Source organism: Pseudoalteromonas sp. Ps84H-4 (assembly GCF_024124645.1).
GTDB classification, from domain to species: Bacteria; Pseudomonadota; Gammaproteobacteria; order Enterobacterales; family Alteromonadaceae; genus Pseudoalteromonas; species Pseudoalteromonas lipolytica_C.
The window spans coordinates 120,032-134,839 of sequence record NZ_JAMXSK010000012.1 but is presented as its reverse complement, the minus strand read 5'-3'; the positions used below and the strand labels follow the sequence as shown (position 1 = coordinate 134,839).

Genomic DNA, 14,808 nt, shown 5'->3' with positions numbered 1-14,808 from the left:
AATAGAAATGAACAACCAGTTAATTAAAATTAACGAGATTGAATTAGCCAACGACAAACCATTTGTTTTGTTTGGTGGTATGAACGTACTTGAATCACGTGATTTAGCAATGCGTATTGCTGAACATTACGTAGAAGTAACGTCAAAGCTAAACATTCCATACGTGTTTAAAGCGTCTTTTGATAAAGCTAATCGCTCTTCAATTAACTCATACCGTGGTCCGGGTATGGAAGAAGGTTTAAAAATCTTTGAAGAAATTAAATCTACTTTTAACGTGCCGCTTATCACCGACGTACATGAGCCACATCAAGCAGCACCAGTTGCTGAAGTTGTTGATGTAATTCAGTTACCTGCATTCCTAGCTCGACAAACTGACTTAGTTGTAGCGATGGCAAAAACAGGTGCCATCATCAACGTGAAAAAACCACAGTTTTTAGCACCGCACGAAATGCGTCATATCATTAAAAAGTTTAATGAAGCGGGCAACAACAATGTTGCACTGTGTGAGCGTGGTACTAGCTTTGGTTATAACAACCTTGTGGTTGATATGCTTGGTATGGATGACATGAAGCCTATGGCGCCAGTAATTTTTGATGCAACGCACGCACTACAGCGCCCTGGAGGCCGAGCTGACTCTGCAGATGGTCGCCGTGCACAAGCTGCAGAACTTGCTCGCAGTGGCATGGCATTAGGTATTGCAGGTTTATTTATTGAAGCGCATCCTAATCCGAGTGAAGCAAAATGTGACGGCCCATGTGCTTTAGCACTAAGTAAGCTTGAAGGTTATTTATCGCAAATGAAAGCGGTTGATGACTTAGTTAAGAGCTTTGCACCACTCGATACCAGCGCAAGCGATTTATAATGATATAAGTATTTAAGTACGAAAAAGGCGACCAAGGTCGCCTTTTTTTATTTGTGTCGCTATAATCGATGCATAAGAAAAACTAATTCAAAGCTTGGTGTTTATGTCTCGTCGTTTACCTCCCTTAAATGCGCTTAAAGCCTTCGAAGCTGCTGCTCGTCATCTGAGCTTTACCAAAGCGGCTGAGGAGTTGTATGTCACGCAAGCTGCGGTGAGTCACCAGATTAAAACCTTAGAAGAGCATCTAGGCTTAAAACTGTTTTTACGTAAAAATCGCTCGTTGCTGTTAACCGAAGAAGGGCAAGGTTACTTTCTGGATATTAAAGAGATTTTTACCCAGTTGATTGATGCCACAGAGAAATTGCTAGCACGAGGTGCGAAAGGTTCTCTGACAGTAAGTTTAACGCCAAGTTTTGCGATTCAATGGTTAGTACCCAGACTTAGTTTATTTAATGAATTACACCCAGAAATCGACGTGCGAATTAAAGCGCAAGATCAGGACGAAAATTCACTTTCTGACGATGTCGATATTGCTATTTACTATGGTCGTGGCCACTGGAGTGGGGTGCAAACTTATAAACTGCACACTGAATACTTAGTGCCGTTATGTAGCCCATTATTGTTAACAGGCCCAAAACCGCTTAATCAACCGAGTGATTTGGCGAATCATACCTTATTGCATGATACGACCCGTAAAAACTGGAAAACCTGGATGAAAACAGCTGGCGTACGAAATGTGCAAGTTAACCAAGGGCCAATTTTTAGTCACTCGTCTATGGTGCTGCAAGCTGCGGTACATGGGCAGGGTGTCGCTATTGGTAATAGCGTATTAGCAAAGCCCGATATTGATGCGGGTCGACTCGTCATTCCATTTAATCACTCATTAGAAAGTAAAAATGCTTACTATTTAGTGATCCGCGAATCACAAACAGAGCTTGGTAAAATTGTTTCCTTCAAAGACTGGATGCTGAGCTTAGTAGAGCAAGAACAAGAGTATTAACATGTTACAGTGGTTTAAAAGTGCAGCGGGTAAGGCGCGTGCACAATTTATATTTGCCCACGGCGCAGGGGCAGGTAGCGACTCCGAATTTATGCAAACAATGGCTAAATTGATTAGTCAGCAAAATATTGATGTGGCGTTGTTTGATTTTCAGTATATGCAAATTGCTAAAGAGACAGGTAAGCGCAGACCTCCTGATCGCGCACCTAAGCTGCTTGCATATTTTGCCGAAGTTTTAGCTGAGCATCAGCCAGAGTTGCCGCTATTTATTGGCGGCAAATCGATGGGCGGGCGTATGGCTTCTATGCTTTGTACTGAGCAGGGTTTGGCTAATATTGCTGGTGTTGTGGCTTTTGGTTATCCTTTTCACCCACCGGGTAAACCTGAAAAACTTCGCATAGAACATTTTGTTGATATGCCATGCCCATTTTTAGTCCTACAAGGTGAACGCGATACGTTTGGTAATCAACAAGAGCTTGCTGAGCTTGAAATGGTTAACCCGCCAGAAATCAAATGGCTAAGAGATGGTGACCATTCACTAAAACCTCGTAAAAAAAGTGGTATTACAGAACAAGAAAACATACAGCAGGCTGCGGATTACGCTGTGCAGTTTATGGCTAATTTAATTGGAGAGAAAAAATGATAAAACTGTATTTAATGACAGGCAGTATATTTTGTATGTTCTCTGTAATACTAGGCGCATTTGCTGCTCATGGTTTAAAAAGTCGCGTATCAGAATACGCAATTGGTATTTTTAAAACCGCTGCTGAATATCAAATGGTGCATGGTCTTGCGCTTATAGCGATTGCTATCTTAATTAAGTGGGGAATGAACCTGACTTGGGCTGGTGGTTTTTTTATTGCAGGTACTGTGTTATTTAGCGGTAGTTTGTATTTACTCGCATTAACGGGCATGAAATGGCTTGGGCCTATCACCCCAATTGGCGGCGTTTGTTTTATTATTGGTTGGGCTATTTTGTTAGTTCAAGCCGCACGATATAAGTTTTAAGGGGTATCTATGTCGAGTGTAGTTATTTATTGCCGAAGTGGTTTTGAAAATGATGCCGCTGCTGAAATTACTTTTCAGGCTGCCGAGCAAGGTTTTGCGGGGTACGTAAAAACAAAACCAAATACAGGGATTGTTGTGTACGAATGTTTTGATGCAAGCCACGGCGATGAGATCATAAAAAAAGTAGATTTTAAAAATATGGTATTTGCCCGCCAGTGGTTTACGGGCACGTTAGTGGATAATATGCCACTTGAAGACCGCGTTAGTGCCATTGCTGATGCAACCGTTGACTTTCCTGAGTGTGGTGACTTACGTGTAGAAACACCCGACACCAACGAAGGTAAAGAGCTTTCTAAGTTCTGCAAAAAGATTTCTACACCACTTAAAAAGTCGCTTGAAAAACGTGCAAAGGTTACACGTGAACTTGCCCAGAAAAAACCAGTCATGCATGTGTTATTTTTAGCTAATAACAGCGCTTATGTGGGGTATTCGTATACATTTAATAATTCGCCATTTTTTATGGGTATTCCGCGATTACGCATGCCAAGTGATGCACCGAGCCGCTCTACACTTAAATTAGATGAAGCATTTAATGTATTCATTCCACCTCATGAAGCTGAAGAGCGCATGCAACCAGGCATGCGTGGTGTTGACCTAGGTGCGTGCCCAGGAGGTTGGACTTATCAGCTAGTACGCCGTGGAATGTTTGTTAGCGCTATCGATAATGGTCCAATGAATGATGATTTAATGGAAACAGGGCAGGTTAAACACTTTAGAGTCGATGGTTTTAAATATCGCCCTGAAAAGCGCAATATCGACTGGTTAGTGTGCGACATGGTAGAAAAGCCAGCTAAAGTAACGAATCTTATGATTGACTGGGCAGTAAATGCTTATGCCCGCGAGCTGATTTTCAACTTAAAGCTGCCGATGAAGAAGCGTTTTGACAGTGTCTATGAATGCTTAAAAATGATTAAAGAAGAGCTTGAAAAGTACGGTGTAAGTTACGAGTTACAAGCAAAACATTTATATCATGATCGTGAAGAAGTGACCGTTCATTTAAATGTAACTAAGGTGCCACAAAGCCTCTACAGTTAACATCAATTTGAAATTAAAAAAGGCCAATCGCAATTCGATTGGCCTTTTTTATTTGAAATCAGCTTAACGTGGTTAAAGTTATGAGCGGTATTTACTGCGGTAATTTTCAACCCATAACCGGGTTCCACCACATACAGCAACCGGCATAACAATAAGGTTTACAATGGGGATTGCTGTTAAGAGCATCACTGCTAAACCAAAGCCATATGATAAGGTTTGCTTTTGTTTTAAGTCATCTTTCATGGCATTAAAACTAATTTTATGGTTATCAAAGGCATAATCTTCGTATTGGATAGCATACATCCAACAGGTGAATAGCACCCATAAAACTTGCCCAATCACAGGTAAAATCCATAGTAGAATAAAAAAGCCTATAGCGCGCGGCAGGTAATAGCAAAGTTTTGTCCATTCTCGGCCTAGCATGCGTGGCACATCTTTCATTGTATCAAGCAGACCATCATCGTTGACTTTTTGACCTGTCAGGTAAAGTTCGACTTTTTCACTGAGCAAGCCGTTGAATGGGGCTGCAATAAAGTTCGTAATAACGGTAAAGAGCATGCTGTAACTAAATAAAATGACAAGCACAGCAATCGGCCACATTAACCATTCAAGCCAGCTCAGCCATTCTGGTAGCAATGAGTTCATGTAAGCAAAGCCATCAGTTAGCCAGCCGTACAAAAAGAACAGCGAACTACCAAAAAGCAGGATATTGATTAATAAAGGAATAAGTACAAAACGTTTTAACCCCTTTTGGCTAATTAGTTTAAAGCCAGAAAAGAAGTATTCCATACCTTGAGTAAACTGCACGAGATAACCTCATCTTATTTCTTCTTGTTTGCAGTATAGGGTTTTCAATATGTTTGAACAGTCTTTTTCCGTAACAAAGTGTTTATTGAGCAAAATTGTAGCAAGCAGGCATACTGATTAATTTAAGAGGTTAAGGTGAGTTAGTTTGTTAACAAATCATTGTGAAGTGAATTGTTTAGATATTAAGCAATACCGCCTCACTGGTATTAATGTCTTAAGTTAGCGAAAAATTCTAATGTAAACTTAATTTACGGAACATTGATTTTTAGTTACAACTAACCTGCTAGGCAACCCGCAAGGCTACTCACGTTAAACGTTGTTTTTTATCATTTGAACGTATTTTCAGTTACATCGGGATGAACTAAGCGATACCATGACTGTCTGATAGTACCTATAAAAACGAATAATGAAAACAACAGTAGAGGATCACACTAATATCCGATACTATTATTAACATCATTAACAAAAACGACATATAAAAATGGGAGTTTTATGCAGTTAGTCGATTTAAATCCAGATGATCCAGAAGTAGTAAACGTGTTTGCTGATATAGACCGACTCATTAACTCTTTATACCCCGTAGCTACAGCTCAATCATTAAGTGTTGAAGAGTTGGCTGAGCCTAATGTTTACGCCATAGGTTTGAAAAATGAAGATGGTATTGTTGCCTGCGGAGCGATTGTGATGCAAGAAGGCAACCCACCATACGGTGAAATCCGTCGCCTATATGTGAAACCTAGTTATCGAGGTAAAGGTTTGTCTCGCCGAATTATGCAAATCTTATTGCATCATGCTGGTGAACAACAAATCCCGCTAATTCGTCTTGAAACGGGTCCTAAGCAAACTGAATCAATTAGTTTGTACGAAAATTTAGGCTTTCATCGTTGTGGTCCATTTGGCAACTACACTGACAGCCCGCAAAGTTTATTTATGGAACTGGGACTTAATCAGTAATTGTAAGAGCTATTTAAAGCTTTGTTTTTGTGAGGTTAACGTTATTACTAAACAATCCTTGCAGGTCATGTGGCTTTTTATAGCTTTGCTGCTCATTGCGTGTGATAAAAAACACACAATACCTGAACAGCTACAAAACAAACAACCCGACCTTATTATTGATAACGCCGAGTTTTACTTAAACTCATGCCAGTCTCTTAGTGGTGTTTTTAATGATGCTGGCAAGATAACCTCCAGAGTCATTGTTACATTTCCTACTCGCCTTATGAGTTACTGTTCTGAAGAACGAACACAACTTAGCTATGATGGCACATACCTTACAGTAAAGCTTTGTCGAACAGCGTTTGCAGCAGGTGGTTGTGGGCTTGAAAGGTATCGCTCGAAAGATTTTCAACATTGGCAGGAATATATAGGGATTACCTGGGTAAATAATGAGCAGTATGAGGCATGGCGGCAGCTTGGCTCAAGCTCTACTAAAGCAGATGAAATAAACAAAGTTATCCCTTAAGCACCACTGTTTAACTGTCTGTTTAGACTTTAAAATTATTAGTCGATAAACGATTAATTTTTCACATCAAAAATCACTCGTTACGAGTAAAAATTCTTGTTGGACTTGAATCACTATTTTTCTTTTAATGCGCGCAATTACCGCTTGCCAATTTTGGCATTACTAAAATAAAGAGAAAGATAGATGAAAGAAACAACATCACTAGAACAAGCTCGCACGAGTTACAATGTTCGTCATTGGAGCCAAGGTTTCTTTGGTATTAATGATCAAGGTGATGTGTATGTTGCGCCAAAGGCCCATGCCCCAGAGCAAACCATTGCACTAATCGATATCGCACAGCAATTACAAGACAAAGGCTTAAGCTTGCCTGCGTTGGTTCGTTTTCCACAAATTTTACATCATCGAGTACATAGCTTGTGTCAGGCATTTAATACAGCAATTGAGAACTATGGTTACCCGAAAGATTATTTGCTTGTTTACCCAATTAAAGTAAATCAACAACGCGAAGTTGTTGAAGAAATTGTTGCAAGCCAAGCTGATATTGAAAAGAAACAATTGGGCTTAGAGGCGGGCAGTAAGCCTGAGCTATTAACCGTATTAGCAATGGCTGAAAAAACCAGTGCGGTGATTGTATGTAATGGCTACAAAGACCAAGAATACATTCGTTTAGCACTGATTGGCGAAAAGCTAGGCCATAAGGTTTACATTGTACTCGAGAAACTATCTGAACTTGATATGGTGCTTAGCCAAGCAAAAGAGTTAAATGTAAAACCACGTATTGGTATTCGCGTACGTTTAGCATCGCAAGGTAAAGGTAAATGGCAAGCAAGCGGTGGCGAAAAATCAAAATTTGGTTTATCAGCATCGCAAGTATTGAGCGTGGTTAATCGCTTAAAAGCATCTGATCAACTCGATTTGATCCAACTTGTACACTTTCACCTAGGTTCGCAAATGGCAAACATCCGTGATGTGCGTTTAGGTGTGAGCGAAGCTGCGCGTTTTTACTGCGAGTTACGCAAGTTAGGTGCACAAATTGATTGCTTAGATGTGGGCGGCGGTTTAGCGGTTGATTACGACGGCACTCGTAGCCAGTCTCATAACTCAATGAACTACAGCCTAAGTGAATATGCTAATAACATCGTATATACCATTGGTGACACCTGTAAGTTATATGAGCAGCCAATGCCGCGCATTATTTCTGAGTCAGGTCGTGCATTAACAGCGCACCATGCCGTATTGATTTCAAATGTTATTGGCACCGAAAGCTATGTACCAGAAGACATTCAAGCGCCAGCCGCTGATGCACCACTATTATTAAAAAATATGTGGACATCATGGCAGCAGTTAAGTGATGACAATGATGACCGTGCATTAATCGAAATCTATCATGATAGTCAAGGCGATTTAGCTGAGGCACATAATCAGTTTGCACTTGGTTTATTAGATTTAACTGAGCGAGCATGGGCGGAGCAAGTTAACTTACGTGTCTGTTATGAGCTTAACAAACACATGGATAACAAAAACCGTTTTCATCGCCCGATTATTGATGAATTAAATGCGCGTTTAGCAGATAAGTTTTTTGTGAACTTTTCATTGTTCCAGTCATTACCGGATGCATGGGGTATTGACCAAGTGTTTCCGGTTCTGCCTTTAAGTGGTTTAACAGAAGCACCACAAAAGCGTGCTGTGTTACTTGATATTACCTGTGACTCAGACGGTGCTATGGAGCACTATGTAGACGGTCAAGGTATTGAAAGCACATTGCCAGTACCTGCATTTAGCGAAGAAAAACCTTATTTAATGGGCTTTTTCTTAGTAGGTGCATATCAAGAAATTTTAGGTGATATGCACAACTTATTTGGCGACACGCACAGTGCAATCATAAAAATGGATGAACAAGGTCAGGCGCAAATCACCGAGATTAACGAAGGTGATACCGTTGCTGACATGATGCGTTACGTGCATTTAGATGTAGAAAGCTTCCAGCAGTCTTATGCCCAGCTGGTGGCAGCTAAATTGCCAGAAACTGAGCAGCAAAGCGTATTAGATGAGCTGCAAACTGGCTTAAACGGTTACACTTATTTAGAAGAGTTATAAGCAATGTCGACATTGTTTGACCACACAGATCATTCGTTGTACTCAAACGGCATGACGTTTTTACGTCAGCCGATGGTGCAAAACATCACTGCAATCGATGCCGATGTGGTGGTGCTAGGTTTACCATTTGACTTAGCGACCTCAGGTCGCCCAGGTGCACGTTTAGGCCCTGATGCAATTCGTCGTGCTTCAGTGCACCTTGCATGGGAAGAAACCAAGTATCCTTGGACGTTCCCATTATTTGAGCGCTTAAAATTAGCTGATGCCGGTGATTTTACTTACCCAGTAGGCGACCCAGAATATTTTACCGCGCAGTTAGAATTAGCGGCCGAGCAAATTCTTCGTCAAGGTAAAACATTATTGGGCCTAGGTGGCGATCACTTTGTGACTTTGCCACTACTACGTGCTCATGCTAAACAGCACGGTAAAATGGCATTAGTTCACTTTGATGCCCACACCGATACTTACAGCAATGGTTCACGTTATGATCACGGTACTATGTTTTATCATGCACCGATGGAAGGTCTCATAGATGTTGATCACAGCATTCAAATCGGTATTCGTACTGACTTTGATCAGAGCAAGCATGAGTTTGCAGTGATTGATGCAATGGCTGCTAATGATTTGCCAGCGCAAGATATTGCAGAGCAAATTAAAGCGCGCGTCGGTGACTTACCTGTGTATCTCACCTTTGATATTGACTGTCTTGATCCCGCATTCGCGCCGGGTACTGGCACACCAGTGTGTGGTGGCTTAACTAGCGATAAAGTACTTAAGGTACTTCGTGCATTGAAGGGCATTAATATGGTCGGTATGGATGTGGTTGAAGTATCACCATCTTATGACCAAAGTGAGTTAACGGCGATTGCCGCAGCGACCATTGCCAATGAGTTATTACACTTATGGGCTTTGAAGCATAAATACTAAATGAGAGAGACAAAGAGCGCCATTAGGCGCTCTTTTTTTTGATTAACAAGATGAAGCAATTATGCGCTTCTTACATCAACTTTTAACTTAAGTTTTTGCCCAGGTTGAATGTACTTTTGCCCAGCTAATGAGTTCCATTTAATAATATCTTCTACAGACACATTAAACTTGGCAGCAATGCGCGCTAATGAATCACCACGACGGACTTTATAAGTAATGGTGCGCTCTTTGATTTGAGTAGCAGCCAGTTGTGATTTTTCTTCTTTATATACAGTTAGCTTTTGACCAACACGTAATACAGCATCTTTTTTAAGTTTATTCCATGTTGCAAGCTCTGCAATGGTCACATCGTACTCACGGCTAATATCCCACAGCGTATCGCCAGTGGCGACTTTATGGCTTAGCTTTTTACGTGTTGCTTTATTAGCAGCCATACGCACTGATTTTGGTAAATGCTGACTATTTATCTCACCATCACTCAGTGGTACAAGTAATTGCTGACCAACACGAATGGTATTCGATGAGAGTTTATTCAGTGTTTTAATAGCATTCGTACTAGTAGAAAACTTCTTCGCAATCACAGATAAACTGTCACCGCGCGCAACCACGTATTGTTGCCAACGTAGACGATCTTTTTGCTCTGTTTTTGCTAGTTTTGCAGAGAACTCTTCAACCTTATCAGACGGTAATAATAAAAAGTGCGGTCCATTAGGGTCGGTCGCCCAGCGATTAAAACCTGGGTTTAAACGATAAAGTTCAGTTAAACTAATACCTGCCATATCAGCTGCAAGCGCTAAGTCAATTTGGCTACCTACATTCACCGCCTCAACTACTTGAGCATTAATAATTGGTTGCCACTTAACACCAAACTCGTCACTGCGTTTAACTAGATCAGACAGTGCTAACAGTTTAGGTACATACGATGTGGTTTCTTTTGGTAAATCCAAAGACCAAAAGTCTGTTGGTAAATGCTTTTTACGATTCTTTTTAATAGCTCGTAGCAAACGGCCTTCACCTGAGTTATAGGCTGCGATGGCATTTAACCAATCGCCTTCTAAGGTTTTGTGAAGATATGACAAATAATCAAGAGCTGCACGGGTCGACTGTACAATGTCACGACGACCGTCGTACCACCAGTTTTGTTTTAAATCAAAACGCTCACCAGTTTGTGGCATGAATTGCCAGATGCCCGAGGCACTGCGATGTGAATAACCAAATGGATCAAACGCACTTTCTACAATCGGTAAAAGCGCAATTTCAATTGGCATTTGACGCTTCTCGACTTCTTCTACAATAAAGTATAGGTAAGGCTCTGCACGCTTAGAGATTCGGTCTAAATATGCCTGATGACGCGCATAGTAGTTACGCTCAGCAACCACTGGGCGGTTTTGTGGCACATCAATCGAAAGTTGGTAACGAATACGCTCCCATACATCATCAAATACCGGTGGTGGCTCATCAAGATCTGCGACCTGTTGATACTGTGCGTTAATCATTAGTGCATCATTAACGTCACTTGGGCTTGCGCCATTGAGCTGTTGCTCAACATCATTATTAGCTGTGGTATCTGAGTTAGAAGCTGTTAACTGACAACCACTTAGTACCAGCGCAAGTGTTATAACTAAAGGAGACTTATACATATATACCTATATAATCAGGTAAAAAAACTCGGCGAATATTACCTGCTATAAGCACATATTGCCACTTTATGACCAGTATATGTCAGCTCATTATTGCAAGGTGTTGATCTAAATATAGAAAAAATGTAATCGGTAGAATTACACTTTTAAAAATTATCTTTCCAGGCTCTGAGACCCGCAAAGCGTTGCCAAGGTTCAGCTAGATCAAGATTTTCTTTCAGCTCGCTTGGAAGCTCATCAGTTATGTGTGGAAAATGACAACGGATAAAGGGGTTTATTTGCCTCTCAACGCTTAATTGAGTCGGTAAACTAATTTTGCCGCTTTCTCGCAGTGCATCTACTTTATCACTGTAGTTGAGAAGGTATTCGTTATTTGGTTCAACAGCTTTTGCAAAGGCCAAGTTGGCCTGCGTGTATTCATGAGTGCAGTAGATTTTACACTCATCAGGCAGAGCTCTTAATTTACATAAAGAGTGCCACATTTGTTCAGCACTGCCTTCAAATAATCGTCCGCAGCCTGCACTAAATAAGGTATCGCCAGTAAAACTTAACTCGTCATTAATGTAACAAACATGATCGAGAGTATGCCCTGGTGTCGCAAGCACAGTAAAAGTGTAATCGTACACCGTCACCTTATCCGCTTCACAAACGCCATGGCTAATCCCTTTGAAAGGGCTGTGTCTTGGTCCGTACACCGGGATATCACGAAATGCTTTTACCAAGGCTGCAACGCCATCGGTGTGATCATAGTGATGATGGGTAATTAAAATCCCTGCGAGTGATAAGTTATTTTCGCTTAGGTAATTTAGAACGGGCTCTGCCTGTCCTGGGTCGACCACCCACGCTGTTTGTTCAGCTTCATTGCTGATGCACCAAATGTAGTTATCAGAAAAGGCTTTAATTGCTTTAACTTGCACCATGTTTAATTGCTCTATAAAGTGACAGTTAACACACAGTATAACGAGCTCAGAAAATGAAACCAGCCCTTAGTTTTCAAGAAGGTCCTAAGCCATACTCTTGGCAGCAGTTCCCTCATGGTGACTATTTACGTGCTGAAATTGAACGTAAGCTAACACCATGGCTGCCGCGCATGTTTGGTTATCACATGCTCAAACTCGGTAATTTAAGTGGTGAGCTGGCAACCAGTGAAAGTCCTATTAAGCATCAAGTTTGCGTAGCAGAGCAGGGCTTATTTACCGGTGTTATTGCTGATGTAGACGAGTTACCGTTTTATGAGCACAGTGTTGATGCCTGCATATTATCGCACTGTTTAGAATATCATTCTGATCCGCACCATATCTTACGTGAAGCGCATCGTACTTTGATCCCCGGTGGTTACATCGTGATCACAGGCTTTAACCCGTTTAGTTTGTGTGGATTGGCGCAGTTATTACCTTTTAGCCGCCAAAAGCTACCGTGGACAGGGCGGTTTTTTACGCCATCACGAGTAAAAGATTGGTTGAATTTATTAGGCTTTGAAATAATCTCTGATGAGCGTTTTATCCATTCATCGCTTGCAAGAGGTAACCGCTTATCGCGCTTTGCTGCGTGGCGCAGCTTTGGCCAGCAATATTTAAAGCCAATGGGCAGTGTGTATATGCTGGTGGCTAGAAAGCGTGTGGCCCCGCTGACACCAATTAAACCTAAATGGCATGCAAGGCCGCAATTTTCGCCAGTGAAAGGAGCAGGGCTTAGACAAACATCAAAGCAGCACTGTGAGCGGGATAGCTAGATAATGCTGTTGCGTGTCTGTTTTACTTGGATACTGACCTGCACGAATATTTAATTGAATAGCAGGATGCAGTAGTTTTGGCACTGCCAAGGTTGCATCGCGGTTTTCACGTGTTGCAATAAAATCTTGTTTATCTCCTTTTAAGTGAATGTTTTGCTCACGCTGTTCTTTAACCGTGGTTTTGTTTGCTAAAGGTCGACCATCAGGTTGGTAGTCATGGCACATCCAAAGCACTGTATCGTCAGGAAACGCTAAAATTTGTTGTAGTGAATCATATAATTCGCCTGCGCTGCCGCCGGGAAAGTCACAGCGTGCTGTGCCACTGTCTGGCATAAAGAAAGTGTCACCGACAAATACATTGCCATCAATGTGATAGCACACACTGTCAGGAGTGTGGCCAGGCGTGGCAATCACATCAACCATGTAATTACCTAACTTAAATTGCGCTTTATTAGCAAATAAAGCATCAAAAGGTTCGCCATTACACGGCATATCCAGATTGTAAAGTTGGCTAAAGTGCTTTTGTACTTGTGTGATCCCTTCGCCAGTGCCGAGCTTGCAAGGATGTGTGGCTTGTAATTGCTGCTTTATATAACTTGCTGCAGTGATATGGTCAGCATGGGCGTGGGTTTCAAGTAGCCATTGTAATGTCAGCTGCTCAGTTTTTATGAAGCTGATGATCTCATTGGCTGTGGTAAAACTTAACTCTCCACTTGGCATATCAAAATCAGCTGGCGCATCAATCAGCATGCAATTTTTAGTGCTTTCACAACTGACTAAATAACAGAGAGTGGCGCTTTGTTGATGAAAAAAAGAGTGAATGCGCAGAGCCATAATGAGTCCTTTATATTTCTTTATAGCCAAATATTATAACATATAACAAAAATATAAAACGGCCTGCGCTAAGTTTCTTTTAAGGTAATTTTAATTACCGTCGTAACCTGTGTCTTCAAGTAATTGATCGCTGCCAGCGGCTTCGCGGGCTAGATCGTCAACAATTTCATTATATTTGTTGCCGCTATGACCTTTTACCCAGCGCCATTCTACCTCGTGTTGCTGGCATGCTGCATCGAGTCGTTTCCATAAATCGACATTCTTAACTGGTTTTTTAGCTGCAGTTTTCCAGCCGCGTTTTTTCCAATTTTCGACCCATGACTCAATGCCTTGTTTCACATATTGACTATCGGTAGTAAGAATGACGTGACAAGAGCGGGTGAGGGTTTCTAGTGCAACGATAGCTGCGAGCATTTCCATCCGATTATTGGTTGTTAGGGTATAGCCTTGACTCAACTGCTTTTCGTGGCCGTTGTATCGCATCACGATGCCATACCCTCCAGGCCCTGGATTTCCTAAACATGATCCATCGGTGTAAATCTCTACGGTTTTCTGCACTGTTTTACCTTGATATTGTGTACAATAAAGTGAATATAGAAAGATACCAGAGTCAGGCTTAAGACGATATGGCACATAGACAAATAGTTTTAGATACAGAAACCACGGGTATTGACCCAAAGCAAGGCCACCGCATCATTGAAATCGGTTGTGTTGAACTTGTGAATCGCCGTCTTACTGGCAACAACTTTCATGTGTATATCAATCCACAACGTGAAATAGAAGAAGAAGCGATAGACGTACACGGTATCACCAATGAATTTTTGCGTGATAAACCTTTGTACCACCAAATTGCCCATGAGTTTTTAGAGTATATTCGTGGCGCAGAGCTTGTTATTCATAACGCTGCGTTCGATATCGGCCACATGGACAACGAGTTTGCATTGTTAAATCAAGGTTTTCCGAATACTGCCGATGTATGTAGTGTACTTGATACCTTGAAAATGGCGCGTGACTTGCATCCAGGTCAAAAGAATAACCTTGATGCGCTTTGTCGCCGCTATGATATTGATAACTCAAAGCGTACTTTACACGGCGCATTACTGGATTCCGAGATTCTAGCAGATGTTTACTTGGCAATGACCGGTGGACAAGTAAAGCTGAACCTCAATCAAAATAAAGATGAAGGCTCAACACATCAAACGGGTGGTATTCGTCGTCTTAGTGCCGACAGAGCACCCCTTGTGGTATTAAGAGCAACCGAACAAGAGCAAGCTGCCCATGAAGAACGTTTAGATTTAGTGGCAAAGGGTGGTCAATGTTTATGGCGTGCAGAATAAGGTAATG

At 41.5% G+C, this 14,808-nt stretch carries 16 protein-coding genes; 11 read left to right on the top strand and 5 right to left on the bottom strand.

What is annotated here, in order from left to right; translation table 11 throughout:
- Positions 1–7: 7 nt before the first annotated feature.
- The 5 genes from kdsA (at position 8) to rlmM (ending at position 3,965) form a co-directional block, all read left to right on the top strand.
- Positions 8–862 carry a 3-deoxy-8-phosphooctulonate synthase gene (gene kdsA / locus NH454_RS12315; protein WP_235382895.1) on the top strand — a complete coding sequence of 285 codons (855 nt, stop codon included), beginning with the start codon at positions 8–10 and terminating at the stop codon, positions 860–862.
- Positions 863–965: 103 nt separating this feature from the next.
- Positions 966–1,862, top strand: coding sequence for a transcriptional regulator GcvA (locus tag NH454_RS12310; RefSeq protein ID WP_063706073.1), 897 nt, complete (start codon positions 966–968; stop codon positions 1,860–1,862).
- A 1-nt stretch (position 1,863) separates the two neighbouring features.
- Positions 1,864–2,505 (top strand): alpha/beta family hydrolase, encoded by a 642-nt coding sequence (locus NH454_RS12305; RefSeq protein WP_235382896.1) that lies wholly within the window; start codon positions 1,864–1,866, stop codon positions 2,503–2,505.
- Entirely contained in the window at positions 2,502–2,870 is a 369-nt protein-coding gene (locus NH454_RS12300) for a DUF423 domain-containing protein (RefSeq protein WP_168246725.1), read from the top strand. The genes NH454_RS12305 and NH454_RS12300 overlap by 4 nt, the downstream gene beginning before the upstream one ends.
- A gap of 9 nt (positions 2,871–2,879) precedes the next feature.
- Positions 2,880–3,965 carry a 23S rRNA (cytidine(2498)-2'-O)-methyltransferase RlmM gene (rlmM, locus tag NH454_RS12295; protein ID WP_135924149.1) on the top strand — a complete coding sequence of 362 codons (1,086 nt, stop codon included), beginning with the start codon at positions 2,880–2,882 and terminating at the stop codon, positions 3,963–3,965.
- A gap of 78 nt (positions 3,966–4,043) precedes the next feature.
- Here rlmM and cysZ read toward each other — a convergent pair whose 3' ends face one another.
- Entirely contained in the window at positions 4,044–4,772 is a 729-nt protein-coding gene (gene cysZ, locus NH454_RS12290; protein ID WP_135924150.1) for a sulfate transporter CysZ, read from the bottom strand.
- A gap of 492 nt (positions 4,773–5,264) precedes the next feature.
- Between cysZ and NH454_RS12285 the strand changes: the two genes are divergently transcribed.
- The 4 genes from NH454_RS12285 to speB all read left to right on the top strand — a co-directional run bounded on the left by NH454_RS12285 (position 5,265) and on the right by speB (position 9,258).
- On the top strand, positions 5,265–5,726 hold the full coding sequence (locus tag NH454_RS12285; protein ID WP_135924151.1) for a GNAT family N-acetyltransferase: 462 nt from the start codon (positions 5,265–5,267) through the stop codon (positions 5,724–5,726).
- A gap of 67 nt (positions 5,727–5,793) precedes the next feature.
- Positions 5,794–6,234 (top strand): hypothetical protein, encoded by a 441-nt coding sequence (locus tag NH454_RS12280; RefSeq protein ID WP_138557641.1) that lies wholly within the window; start codon positions 5,794–5,796, stop codon positions 6,232–6,234.
- 183 nt (positions 6,235–6,417) lie between these two features.
- Complete coding sequence (gene speA / locus NH454_RS12275; RefSeq protein WP_130151368.1) at positions 6,418–8,331, top strand: biosynthetic arginine decarboxylase; 1,914 nt, start codon at positions 6,418–6,420, stop codon at positions 8,329–8,331.
- Between the two features lie 3 nt (positions 8,332–8,334).
- Entirely contained in the window at positions 8,335–9,258 is a 924-nt protein-coding gene (speB, locus tag NH454_RS12270; RefSeq protein WP_063706052.1) for an agmatinase, read from the top strand.
- Between the two features lie 59 nt (positions 9,259–9,317).
- Here the strand turns inward: speB and NH454_RS12265 are convergent, their stop codons facing one another.
- Together NH454_RS12265 and gloB are read right to left on the bottom strand one after the other, a co-directional pair.
- The gene (locus tag NH454_RS12265) at positions 9,318–10,898 is read right to left on the bottom strand and encodes a LysM peptidoglycan-binding domain-containing protein (protein ID WP_135924154.1); all 1,581 of its coding nucleotides are present in this window, start codon (positions 10,896–10,898) and stop codon (positions 9,318–9,320) included.
- A 146-nt stretch (positions 10,899–11,044) separates the two neighbouring features.
- Positions 11,045–11,818, bottom strand: a complete 774-nt coding sequence (gloB, locus tag NH454_RS12260; protein ID WP_235382897.1) for a hydroxyacylglutathione hydrolase — start codon at positions 11,816–11,818, stop codon at positions 11,045–11,047.
- A 53-nt stretch (positions 11,819–11,871) separates the two neighbouring features.
- Here gloB and NH454_RS12255 point away from each other — a divergent pair, with 53 nt between their 5' ends.
- Positions 11,872–12,630 (top strand): class I SAM-dependent methyltransferase, encoded by a 759-nt coding sequence (locus NH454_RS12255; RefSeq protein ID WP_135924156.1) that lies wholly within the window; start codon positions 11,872–11,874, stop codon positions 12,628–12,630.
- Here NH454_RS12255 and NH454_RS12250 read toward each other — a convergent pair.
- Positions 12,601–13,464, bottom strand: coding sequence for an MBL fold metallo-hydrolase (locus NH454_RS12250; protein ID WP_199525820.1), 864 nt, complete (start codon positions 13,462–13,464; stop codon positions 12,601–12,603). The genes NH454_RS12255 and NH454_RS12250 overlap by 30 nt on opposite strands.
- A 90-nt stretch (positions 13,465–13,554) precedes the next feature.
- Positions 13,555–14,022, bottom strand: a complete 468-nt coding sequence (gene rnhA / locus NH454_RS12245) for a ribonuclease HI (protein ID WP_054561796.1) — start codon at positions 14,020–14,022, stop codon at positions 13,555–13,557.
- Positions 14,023–14,090: 68 nt separating this feature from the next.
- On the opposite strand from rnhA, the gene dnaQ reads away from it, so the two are divergent.
- Positions 14,091–14,801, top strand: a complete 711-nt coding sequence (gene dnaQ, locus NH454_RS12240; protein WP_135924158.1) for a DNA polymerase III subunit epsilon — start codon at positions 14,091–14,093, stop codon at positions 14,799–14,801.
- Positions 14,802–14,808: the final 7 nt, after the last annotated feature.

What these genes read in the sequence shown, in the direction of transcription:
- NH454_RS12280 (WP_138557641.1), top strand. Translation starts at nt 5,794, where the DNA reads ATGTGGCTTTTTATAGCTTTGCTGCTCATTGCGTGTGATAAAAAACAC.
- rlmM (WP_135924149.1), top strand. Translation starts at nt 2,880, where the DNA reads ATGTCGAGTGTAGTTATTTATTGCCGAAGTGGTTTTGAAAATGATGCC.
- NH454_RS12285 (WP_135924151.1), top strand. Translation starts at nt 5,265, where the DNA reads ATGCAGTTAGTCGATTTAAATCCAGATGATCCAGAAGTAGTAAACGTG.
- dnaQ (WP_135924158.1), top strand. Translation starts at nt 14,091, where the DNA reads ATGGCACATAGACAAATAGTTTTAGATACAGAAACCACGGGTATTGAC.
- NH454_RS12255 (WP_135924156.1), top strand. Translation starts at nt 11,872, where the DNA reads ATGAAACCAGCCCTTAGTTTTCAAGAAGGTCCTAAGCCATACTCTTGG.
- kdsA (WP_235382895.1), top strand. Translation starts at nt 8, where the DNA reads ATGAACAACCAGTTAATTAAAATTAACGAGATTGAATTAGCCAACGAC.
- gloB (WP_235382897.1), bottom strand. Translation starts at nt 11,818, where the DNA reads ATGGTGCAAGTTAAAGCAATTAAAGCCTTTTCTGATAACTACATTTGG.
- speB (WP_063706052.1), top strand. Translation starts at nt 8,335, where the DNA reads ATGTCGACATTGTTTGACCACACAGATCATTCGTTGTACTCAAACGGC.
- NH454_RS12310 (WP_063706073.1), top strand. Translation starts at nt 966, where the DNA reads ATGTCTCGTCGTTTACCTCCCTTAAATGCGCTTAAAGCCTTCGAAGCT.
- NH454_RS12300 (WP_168246725.1), top strand. Translation starts at nt 2,502, where the DNA reads ATGATAAAACTGTATTTAATGACAGGCAGTATATTTTGTATGTTCTCT.
- NH454_RS12250 (WP_199525820.1), bottom strand. Translation starts at nt 13,464, where the DNA reads ATGGCTCTGCGCATTCACTCTTTTTTTCATCAACAAAGCGCCACTCTC.
- speA (WP_130151368.1), top strand. Translation starts at nt 6,418, where the DNA reads ATGAAAGAAACAACATCACTAGAACAAGCTCGCACGAGTTACAATGTT.
- NH454_RS12305 (WP_235382896.1), top strand. Translation starts at nt 1,864, where the DNA reads ATGTTACAGTGGTTTAAAAGTGCAGCGGGTAAGGCGCGTGCACAATTT.
- NH454_RS12265 (WP_135924154.1), bottom strand. Translation starts at nt 10,898, where the DNA reads ATGTATAAGTCTCCTTTAGTTATAACACTTGCGCTGGTACTAAGTGGT.